General features: G+C 38.7%; 9 protein-coding genes. All 9 read left to right on the top strand.

Features of this window, described 5'->3' with window-relative positions:
- Positions 1 to 1,771 precede the first annotated feature (1,771 nt).
- Positions 1,772 to 3,256 carry a BglG family transcription antiterminator gene (locus tag P3R27_RS13900; RefSeq protein ID WP_034690837.1) on the top strand — a complete coding sequence of 495 codons (1,485 nt, stop codon included), beginning with the start codon at positions 1,772 to 1,774 and terminating at the stop codon, positions 3,254 to 3,256.
- Positions 3,246 to 3,656 carry a PTS sugar transporter subunit IIA gene (locus tag P3R27_RS13895; RefSeq protein WP_034690834.1) on the top strand — a complete coding sequence of 137 codons (411 nt, stop codon included), beginning with the start codon at positions 3,246 to 3,248 and terminating at the stop codon, positions 3,654 to 3,656. The genes P3R27_RS13900 and P3R27_RS13895 overlap by 11 nt, the downstream gene beginning before the upstream one ends.
- A gap of 30 nt (positions 3,657 to 3,686) precedes the next feature.
- A complete protein-coding gene (locus P3R27_RS13890; protein ID WP_019722933.1) occupies positions 3,687 to 3,998 on the top strand; it encodes a PTS fructose transporter subunit IIB in 312 nt (103 codons plus the stop codon).
- A 15-nt stretch (positions 3,999 to 4,013) separates the two neighbouring features.
- A complete protein-coding gene (locus P3R27_RS13885) occupies positions 4,014 to 4,463 on the top strand; it encodes a fructose PTS transporter subunit IIA (RefSeq protein ID WP_301356889.1) in 450 nt (149 codons plus the stop codon).
- A gap of 20 nt (positions 4,464 to 4,483) precedes the next feature.
- On the top strand, positions 4,484 to 4,798 hold the full coding sequence (locus P3R27_RS13880; RefSeq protein WP_010734014.1) for a PTS fructose transporter subunit IIB: 315 nt from the start codon (positions 4,484 to 4,486) through the stop codon (positions 4,796 to 4,798).
- A gap of 24 nt (positions 4,799 to 4,822) precedes the next feature.
- A complete protein-coding gene (locus P3R27_RS13875; RefSeq protein ID WP_301356891.1) occupies positions 4,823 to 5,923 on the top strand; it encodes a PTS fructose transporter subunit IIC in 1,101 nt (366 codons plus the stop codon).
- A 31-nt stretch (positions 5,924 to 5,954) separates the two neighbouring features.
- On the top strand, positions 5,955 to 6,608 hold the full coding sequence (fsa, locus tag P3R27_RS13870) for a fructose-6-phosphate aldolase (protein WP_034690828.1): 654 nt from the start codon (positions 5,955 to 5,957) through the stop codon (positions 6,606 to 6,608).
- Positions 6,609 to 7,298, top strand: a complete 690-nt coding sequence (gene alsE / locus P3R27_RS13865; protein WP_034690825.1) for a D-allulose 6-phosphate 3-epimerase — start codon at positions 6,609 to 6,611, stop codon at positions 7,296 to 7,298. It abuts the gene before it with no gap.
- Positions 7,299 to 7,567: 269 nt separating this feature from the next.
- Positions 7,568 to 7,693 (top strand): thiamine pyrophosphate-binding protein (locus tag P3R27_RS13860; protein WP_301356812.1); only part of this gene is annotated, 126 nt, incomplete at its 3' end.

The following is a 7,693-nucleotide window of genomic DNA, read 5'->3' as shown; positions in this document are numbered from 1 at the left end:
AAAATACTAGAAGTCAACTCCTTAGTTAGACAGAGAATTTTTGCTTTTTAATCGATTGTAGTAACTCGCTCAAATCTTCAATCGGCACCTAACCATTATAAGAGAACAAGCGATAAGAAAAGCACATGGCTTGAACTATAAATAAAATCATAGTAACCTTAATTTATCCTCAGTACTAAGAATTCGTTTTTTAATACACGCCCACTCTTCGGAGTGGGTCTTTTTTTGATTAGAAGTGATCAAATCTTAAGAATCCTCAAACTGAAGTTAAGCGTTTGCAATAATTTAAATTCAGGCTTAAACTACCTGTAGGCGCCATTATAAAAAGAGAGTATCGACAACTAAAAACTTCTGGGGGAAGTGTATAGCATGCATATAGATACTCTCTTTAATAATTATATCATACGTATTTTAGACAACAAAATGATTATATCAGTTGAATAATAAATAAAAAGATAGTAATCTTATTGTATCATCCTAACAACATTGCTTTTTTTACAACCCGCTCATTGGAGCGGGGTACATAAACGAACATATTTAAAATGATAGTAAAGTTTAAGTATCCACATTCAGAAGATTCTTTATCCTAAGTTAGCCCGCTCTTTTCGAGCGGGTGTTTTTGTTGCAAGTAAATAAACTTTGAATTGAAAATGACCATACTTTGACCATACTATGTCGGAAGAATCGGCTGAAACGAGAATATATAAATTTATATAAACTCTTATATAATAGCATTTAGAGCTAATTAGGATTGATCAGGAGATATCTGGATTAAAAACCAGGTCTTAAGAAAGCCCGTAAAGCTTCTCAATTCTCAAAACGTTAATTGCTGGAGTCGTTGCGAATTTATTCGCTTACGAATACAGTATGGGACGGAGATTTTTAAAGAAATCGAGTACCATTCAATTGAAACAATCAAGGCGTTTCGCAATTCAGTTTGCGAAGCGTCTTTTTTTGACTCTTATTTAAATAAATTTGGTGAGTTCAAATATCCGATAGTAGAGACATTACGTGATTTGTTTGCTCGCTTGTTTTACTTATTTGTAAATAATGAATAGGATAAGTTATCTTATTTAATGTTGTTAGTTATTTTAAATCTACTAGGTTGTTCAAGTGATTCATGTTGAAATCACGAGTAAATCAATGGAATGAACTCTTTGGTCAAAAACATTTTAAAAGGATTTTTTTGATGTTCGCTTTAAAAATAATGGCTAAAATGTTATGTTTTCATATAGTTATCTTTAGCTTCGAAAAATGTAACTATTTGGTTGTTAAAAAGCTTACTGCTCAGGTCAAAGCGCTTTTCTCACAACCTATGATAAACGGTGTTCGAAAGCCAGCTCTTTCAATAGTAAGTCGAAACGTGAAAAAACATGGAAAGCTATTTTCCCACGTTCCGCCTTACTATTCGGAGCTGACCAGCTTTCTTACAACCTGAAAAACGGTGTTCAAGAAGCAGCACTTCAATAATAAGACAAGAAAATCAAAAATGAAAAAGCCATTTTCGATTTTCTTGTCTTATTACTCAGTGCTGATCGCTTCTTTCACAACCTAAATAAACGGTGTTCGAAAGTTAACTTCTACGATATTAAGCCAAAATTTGAAAAAATATGAGAAGCTTTTTTCTCAAATTATTTCTTAATACTCGGAGTTACCCAGCTTTCTCACAACCTTGTGTAACCGAATTCATTTTGTCCGCTGCAATGGACATTATGTAGTGAAGCAGAATAAAAAAAATCGCTTATGATAAAGATACAGGGGGGATAGAGCTATGACTAGTCAAATGGATCGAGGGAATAAATTAACGCTTCTTTTATCAAAACAACGAGATTATGTTACTGCTGAAGTGTTGGCAGAGTTAATGAGTACCTCTACCAAGACCGTCTATCGCTTAGTTAAAAAAATAAATGACGAGTTTTCGAATGGGCCACTGATTTTATCTGAAAAGGGTCGAGGGTACAAACTTGATTATGAAAAATATATTGCACAGACGAACCAAACGGTTGTGTCTTCTGTGGAAGTTCTACCGTCAGAACGGCAAAATAATGTGATGGAAGAATTATTATTATCCTCTCCTAAAGCACTTAAAGTCATTGATTTGTATCAAACGTATTATGTCGGTGACTCAGCCATTGCAAATGATGAAAAAATCATTGCCGAACGGATCGCAACCTATGATCTACAACTGATTCGTAAAAATCGGACACTAGCCATCGAAGGAAAGGAAGAGAATATCCGCCGTGCAATCACTGAATTGATTCAACGATTGAATATTTTCGATATTGATGAAATCGCTTTATCTGATGAGTTCGACTTCAATCGTTATGATGCGAATTTTGTCATCAAACAGATCAAGCTGATTGAAAAGAAACTCAATGGCACGATTCCTTATCCGTATAATATCAATATTTTCTCCCATTTGTACATTGCGATACGTCGAGCAAGGAAGACGAATTATCAAGCTATTGGTGAAAAATTAACGATGGAACAATTGCAATTTTTAGACAAAGAATCTGTGATTCGTGATATAGCAATCGAAGTGATCCGTCAAGTAGAAGTGTATCTGAAAACGAAATTACCAGTCAGCGAGATCTATTATCTCTATCAATATTTACTTTCTTCAAGAACAGACAATAATCAATCGCAAACACAAACGTTCACAAAAGAAGTGATTGAGATTACATCTTATTACTTGCATCAAGTCGGTGAGAAGCTAAATCTCAATGTAGCAAGCGAGATGATTTTTACAGATCTTGCTAATCATATCAAACCTTTGATCAATCGGTTGCGCCATCAAATCAGAGTGAAAAATAGTTTGTTGGATCAAATCCAATTAACGTATGAAACGATTTTTAATACGGTTGCTGAAGTATCAAAACAGGTGAGTCAAACATTTCAGCTTCCAACAATCACGCCTGATGAGATTGGGTTTATCACCTTGTATTTTGCACGAATGATCGAGACGCATCAATTTCCAATTCAAACGTTGATCATGTGTACGACTGGAGTTGGGACTTCTGAATTATTGAAGGTGAAGTTAGCCAAAAAATTTCCTGAACTAGAGATCGTGGATGTGATCAGTACGAAAAATTACCAATCAGTGTTCGAAAAGACGCCAGGAATCGAGTTGATTTTAACGACAGTTGGGTTGAAAGAAGCATTTCCTGTTCAATCTTTGATTGTTAGTGCGATGCTGACCGCTGATGACCAGTCAAGAATCCAAAAGAAAATCGAGGATATTTATCATGACAGATAATTTCGTGGAACTATTCGATCAGATGTCACTGGCTTCCAAAGTAGCGACTTATGAATGGATCAGTCAACAAGTCTTTCCTACCTCAAAAGAAAAGGCACAAGCGATCCAACAGGCATTGTTTGAGCGAGAAGAGGCAGGAGATATCCAAATTGAGGAAGGCGTGATTTTACCTCATCTTGAACATCCAGCGTTAGCCAACACACGAATTTGGCTGATCCGTCCGCAACAACCCATAACAGAATGGTCGGAACGAATCTCAAAAGTGGAATTGATTATCGTTGTCTTACTAGCAGAAAATGAAACACTGGCAGTCAAACAACAGCTTGCTGATTTTATGCGAAAACTGGCTGATCCTGATTATCTAGATGAATTGAAAGCTGGTAATTTCACAGAACGATAAAAATACTATCAAAAATTGGAGGAACCATTAATGAAAATCGTTGGAGTAGCAGCATGTACAGTGGGAATTGCCCATACGTATATTGCACAAGAAAAATTAGAGAATGCAGCGAAAAAAGCGGGTCATGAGATCCATGTCGAAACTCAAGGAACGATCGGCATTGAAAATGAATTGCCGCAAGAAGCCATCGATCAAGCCGATATCGTGATTCTAGCAGTGGATGTCAAGATCAGCGGACGGGAACGTTTCGAAGGAAAGAAAATCATCCAAGTACCAACAGAGATCGCGGTCAAATCACCGAATAAATTAATCGAAAAAGCAATGGAAGTTGTCAGTAACTAATGAGGAGTGAGGAAAATGGAGATCAAAGAAATCATTGATCCAACAATCATCAAAACGAACTTAGACGGGAAAACGAAAGATGAGGTCTTGTATCAATTAGCCAATCGCTTATATGAACAAGAATACATTACGGATGTCGAAGCATTTGTGAAAGATATTTATTTGCGAGAAGCGCAAGGTCAAACAGGGATCGGTAATTATATCGCTATTCCACATGGAAAAAGTGCGTATGTGAAGAAGGTCGGTGTGGCGATCGGGGTGACTGAAAATGAAATTCCTTGGGAGACACTAGACGGTAAGGGTGTGAAAGGCATCATCTTGTTTGCAGTCGGAGACGATACGGAAGGTGCGCAAAAACATTTGAAATTGTTGTCCTTATTTGCCCGTAAGTTAGGAAATGATGAAGTGGTGGAACGTTTGATTGCTGCAAGAGAAATCGATGAAGTAGTCGCTGCATTTGGATAGAGACTGAGGAGGAAGAAAAAATGAAAATCGTTGGAGTAGCAGCATGTACAGTGGGGATCGCTCATACGTACATTGCGCAAGAAAAGTTGGAGAATGCCGCAAAAAAGGCAGGGCATGAGATCCATGTGGAAACACAAGGAACGATCGGAATCGAAAATGAATTGACGGCAGAGCAAATCAGTCAAGCAGATGTCGTTATTTTAGCTGTAGATGTCAAAATCAGTGGTCGTGAACGTTTTGAAGGAAAACGAATCGTCCAAGTACCGACAGAAGTTGCTGTGAAATCACCGAGTAAGTTGATTGAAAAAGTAGAAGAAGTAGTCGTGCAACAATAATTACCAGAATGGGGGAGACAAAAAATGGAGGCAATTAAAAAGTTAAATTTAAAAGGACATTTATTGACAGCGATTTCATATTTGATTCCAATCGTATGTGGTGCCGGATTCCTGATTGCAATCGGCATGGCCTTTGGCGGAACAAGTCAAGGAACACTTGCACAAGGTGAGTTTTCGATTTGGGATGCTTTAGCAACGATGGGTGGTGCTGGTTTAGGGTTATTACCAGTTGTGATCGCTACTGGGATTTCTTATTCCATTGCAGCTAAACCAGGGATCGCACCAGGTTTCATTATTGGTTTAACAGCAAATGCAATTGGTGCTGGCTTTATCGGTGGGATTCTAGGTGGTTACTTAGCAGGTTATCTTGTTTTAGGTATTTTAAAACATGTCAAAGTACCAAAATGGGCAAAAGGATTGATGCCAACATTGATTATTCCATTTATTGCTTCAATTGTTGGTGGCTTAGTCATGGTGTATATCATTGGCGCGCCAATCGCAGCATTAACGCTATTATTAACGAATTTCTTGGATGGATTAGGCAATTCTTCCTTATTGATTTTTGGTGGTGTGATCGGCTTATTAAGTGGGATCGACTACGGTGGTCCAATCAATAAAACCGTATTTGCTTTTGTATTGACGATGCAAGCAGAAGGGTTGAATGGCCCGATCACAGCCTTGCAATTAGTCAATACAGCCACACCGATTGGCTTTGGATTAGCGTATTTTATCGCCAAAATGTTCCGCAAGAATATCTATACAAAAGTGGAAGTAGAGACATTGAAATCAGCCGTACCAATGGGTGTCATCAATATTGTTGAAGGTGTGATTCCTTTAGTCATGAATGATATCGTACGTGGCGTAGTTGCAACAGCAATCGGTGGATTTGCTGGTGGTGCAACTACGATGATCTTAGGTGCGGATGCAACGGTGCCGTTCGGTGGTGTCTTGATGATCCCAACGATGTCTCGACCATGGGCAGGTGTGATCGCAATCTTAGTGAACGTTTTAGTTACAGCCGTCGTTTTAGCTGTAATCAAAAAGAACGTGCCGGAAGAAGAAATGGACTTAGTAGTAGAGAAAGAGGAAGAAGATATCAGTTTAGAGGATATTCAGATTTTTTAAAATAAGTGTGTAAAAAAGAGGGGCAAAACCGATGAAATTTTTTCTAGATACAGCAGATGTAACAGCAATCAAAACAATCAATGCGCTAGGCTTAGTCGATGGAGTGACAACTAATCCGACGATCATTGCCAAAGAAGGTCGCGTGTTTGAAGAAGTCATCAAAGAGATTTGTTCGATCGTTGATGGGCCTGTTTCAGCAGAAGTGACTAGTTTGAAAGCAGACGGCATGGTCGCAGAAGCGAAAGAGATCGTCCAATGGGCGGAAAACATCGTGATCAAGATCCCTATGACAGAAGAAGGATTGAAAGCGACGAATGCATTATCTAAATTGGGGATCAAGACCAATGTCACATTGATTTTCTCTGTGGCGCAAGGATTACTAGCGGCAAAAGCAGGTGCGACCTTTATTTCACCATTTTTAGGCCGACTAGACGATACAGGAACAAGCGGGATCGAGCTTGTCGCAAAACTTCGTGAAGTACTAGATACTTACGGGTTTTCTACAGAAATCATTGCAGCAAGTGTCCGTAATTCGGAACATGTGGAAAAAGCGAGTTTAGTTGGCGCACACATTGCCACTGTACCGCCATCATTGTACCAAACGTTGTGGAGCCATCCATTGACAGATAAAGGGATTGCGCAATTCATGGCGGACTGGGAAAGCTTCCAAGGAGGGAACAAATAAATGGGAAAAGTGGAATTTTCACCTTCATTGATGACGATGGACTTGGATAAGTTCAAAGAACAAATCGAATTTTTAAATGATCATGTCGATTCTTACCATATCGATATCATGGATGGTCATTATGTACCAAATATCACATTATCTCCATGGTTCATTGATGAGGTACGTAAAATCAGTAATCTACCGATGTCTGCGCACTTAATGGTTAAAGATCAAAGTTTTTGGGTGAATCAATTAATCGAGCAAAAGTGTGAATGGATCTGTATGCACGCCGAATTATTAGATGGTTTAGCTTTTCGTTTGATCGATCAAATCCATGACGCAGGGTTAAAAGCTGGCGTCGTTTTGAACCCTGAAACACCGATCGAAGCCATCTTCCCATACATCGAATTGGTCGATAAAATCACGATCATGACGATCGATCCAGGATTTGCTGGACAACGGTTTATTGAAAGTACACTGGATAAAATCGTTGCTTTACGCGAACTACGCGAAGAAAAAGGGTATAACTATGTGATTGAAATGGACGGCTCTTCTAACCGTAAATCCTTCAAACGAATCGATGCAGCCGGACCAGATATTTATATCGTCGGTCGCAGTGGCTTGTTTGGCTTAGATGAAAAAATCGAGAAGTCATGGGAAATCATGAAAACCGATTATGAAGAAATGACTGGGAACACGATCGGGTAAGAGAAGGTCGTGAGAAAGTCGGTTAGCTCCGAATAGTAAGGCGGAACGTGGGAAAATAGCTTCACATATTTTTTCACGTTTCGACTTACTATTGAAGGAGTTGGTTTTCGAACGCCGTTTGTCTAGGTGGTGAAAGGAGCGGTCAGCGCTAAGTAATAAGACAGGAAAATCGAGAATGCCTAATTCATTTTTGATTCTTCTGTCTTATTTTCAAAGTGAAATTTAAAGAGTGGATATTATTTTATAGGAATGAACAAGGAGGAATTATATTGTTTGATAAAATTGATCAGCTTGGTGTGAATACGATCCGTACATTGAGTGTCGATGCAGTACAAAAAGCAAATTCAGGACATCCGGGGTTACCAATGGGTGCCGCGCCAATGGCTTATGCCCTT

The sequence above is a fragment of the Enterococcus spodopteracolus genome, assembly GCF_030441955.1.
GTDB lineage: Bacteria > Bacillota > Bacilli > Lactobacillales > Enterococcaceae > Enterococcus_B > Enterococcus_B spodopteracolus.
This window is presented reverse-complemented; position numbering and strand designations above follow the sequence as displayed.

What these genes read in the sequence shown, in the direction of transcription:
- P3R27_RS13895 (WP_034690834.1), top strand. Translation starts at nt 3,246, where the DNA reads ATGACAGATAATTTCGTGGAACTATTCGATCAGATGTCACTGGCTTCC.
- P3R27_RS13900 (WP_034690837.1), top strand. Translation starts at nt 1,772, where the DNA reads ATGACTAGTCAAATGGATCGAGGGAATAAATTAACGCTTCTTTTATCA.
- fsa (WP_034690828.1), top strand. Translation starts at nt 5,955, where the DNA reads ATGAAATTTTTTCTAGATACAGCAGATGTAACAGCAATCAAAACAATC.
- P3R27_RS13875 (WP_301356891.1), top strand. Translation starts at nt 4,823, where the DNA reads ATGGAGGCAATTAAAAAGTTAAATTTAAAAGGACATTTATTGACAGCG.
- alsE (WP_034690825.1), top strand. Translation starts at nt 6,609, where the DNA reads ATGGGAAAAGTGGAATTTTCACCTTCATTGATGACGATGGACTTGGAT.
- P3R27_RS13890 (WP_019722933.1), top strand. Translation starts at nt 3,687, where the DNA reads ATGAAAATCGTTGGAGTAGCAGCATGTACAGTGGGAATTGCCCATACG.
- P3R27_RS13880 (WP_010734014.1), top strand. Translation starts at nt 4,484, where the DNA reads ATGAAAATCGTTGGAGTAGCAGCATGTACAGTGGGGATCGCTCATACG.
- P3R27_RS13885 (WP_301356889.1), top strand. Translation starts at nt 4,014, where the DNA reads ATGGAGATCAAAGAAATCATTGATCCAACAATCATCAAAACGAACTTA.